The 1,036-nt window shown below is 43.4% G+C and carries 2 protein-coding genes; one reads left to right on the top strand and one right to left on the bottom strand.

The features are described 5' to 3' along the window. Positions 1–114 precede the first annotated feature (114 nt). Positions 115–414 carry a hypothetical protein gene (locus R7E42_RS25615; protein ID WP_005498550.1) on the top strand — a complete coding sequence of 100 codons (300 nt, stop codon included), beginning with the start codon at positions 115–117 and terminating at the stop codon, positions 412–414. Positions 415–528: 114 nt separating this feature from the next. Here R7E42_RS25615 and R7E42_RS25610 read toward each other — a convergent pair. After that, on the bottom strand, positions 529–1,036 hold a 508-nt coding region (locus tag R7E42_RS25610), incomplete at its 5' end, for a type I secretion C-terminal target domain-containing protein (protein ID WP_318073327.1).

The following is a 1,036-nucleotide window of genomic DNA, read 5'->3' as shown; positions in this document are numbered from 1 at the left end:
GAGCGTGAAATGTTATCTAAACTGTTTGTTTGATTAAGTTATTGATATAAATCACTTGCACGTTTTATAAACACTTCCTATGCTAACAGCAGCATAATAAGTGGAATTATAATCATGCCAGTTTCAGGGATTCACTCCGGTCAACAAATCATGCAGTTATCGCACAAGATGGCGGATAAAGCTGCACATGAGATTCAACAAACCTTCGTAAAAGGCGGTGAAGACTTATCATTCAATAAAGTCGAACTCGCTAAAAACGTGGCTTTCGCCGCGAACCCTTCCCTAGCCGCACATGCCACTGTTATCGAACCTCTTATCGAAGTTACTCAAGCCGCAAGTTACAACCGTATTGGTGCGTCCGTTGTGGAGAAAAATAACGAGGTAATTGGCAGCCTTCTCGACATTCACGTCTAAAGAAACCAAGATAAAAAATATACCCAACTCCCTTTCCAGATATTCAAGAGCACCAAACGCTAATAAGCGCAGCGGTCAAATCTAACCGCCGCACTTTTCATTTCTCAAGTCACTTTATCCGTTATCAATAACACCTCGATTAAGAAGCGATTCAACAATCTCGTTTGAGCTTAATCCATTGAAGTCTATTGCCTGACCTAAGTTCTCAACCACAATAGTCTGATGAACGTTCGCATCAGTAGTAATGCTCAAAGAGACATTGTCTGTCGTGGCATCGTAGTCCGCTTGAATATGCGCAAGTAACTCATCAATTCCTGCCATTGGGTCATTTAAATCCGCACTCACGTCTTTAAGATCGATCGTGTCTTCATTAAGTGTAAAGTCGGTGATGGTATCCACCGCACCTTCGTCAACAGTATCTTGAGTCCATTTAAAGATATCGTTACCACCGCCACCCGTTAGGATGTCCGAACCCAGACCACCGATGAGAATATCATCGCCGTCACCACCGATAATGCGGTCATCACCCGCCCCGCCGATGAGGGAAATTCCGCGATCACTACCAAGTAACAGATTATCTTCCGTTTCAGAAGAAACATCGATGTCACGGTTGTTGGACGTA

Source organism: Vibrio sp. Vb1337 (genome assembly GCF_033338715.1).
GTDB classification, from domain to species: domain Bacteria; phylum Pseudomonadota; class Gammaproteobacteria; order Enterobacterales; family Vibrionaceae; genus Vibrio; species Vibrio alginolyticus.
The sequence above is the reverse complement of the archived record's forward strand: the minus strand, read 5'-3'. Positions and strand labels throughout refer to the sequence as shown.